Origin of the sequence: Vibrio sp. HI00D65, assembly GCF_001635455.1 — a bacterium.
Lineage (GTDB): Bacteria > Pseudomonadota > Gammaproteobacteria > Enterobacterales > Vibrionaceae > Vibrio.
Map to the genome: position 1 here is coordinate 1 of NZ_LWEH01000529.1, position 404 is coordinate 404.

Annotated in this window: 1 protein-coding gene; it reads right to left on the reverse strand. The window is 40.8% G+C overall.

Translation table 11 applies throughout. The features are described from left to right. Positions 1-81: 81 nt before the first annotated feature. A partial coding sequence (locus A3712_RS28035; protein WP_197465901.1) for a hypothetical protein occupies positions 82-404 on the reverse strand: 323 nt, incomplete at its 5' end.

Genomic DNA, 404 nt, shown 5'->3' on the forward strand with positions numbered 1-404 from the left:
GCACTTTAGATGTAAAAAAAGAGCTTTGAGGCCCTTTTTAAAGTGAAGTCTGATCGAGTGGTGCGTAATAGGTACTATATGTTAAATAGACCCCTTTTCCTGCAATTCTTCCCACTCGCTGCGGTACTTTCTGCAAGTGCCACGGCTTATATCTGCTTCAATCGCTAAATCTTTTGTAGATGGGTATCCCTGCCCTTTTTCCTTGTAGGCATCAAGGATGGGGAATAGCTTGTCTCTTACTGCTTGCTTTCTTTGTTCGTAATTGCCGTTGTAACTTTTCTGTGTAACCTTTTGTGTATCGATTTGTGTAACCTTTGGTGTAACTGTTACGCCTTCCTTTTGGGTTAATAGGTGTGTCAATTTTGTAACGGTTACATGTAGGCTCTTTACCTCTTCTTTGAGTT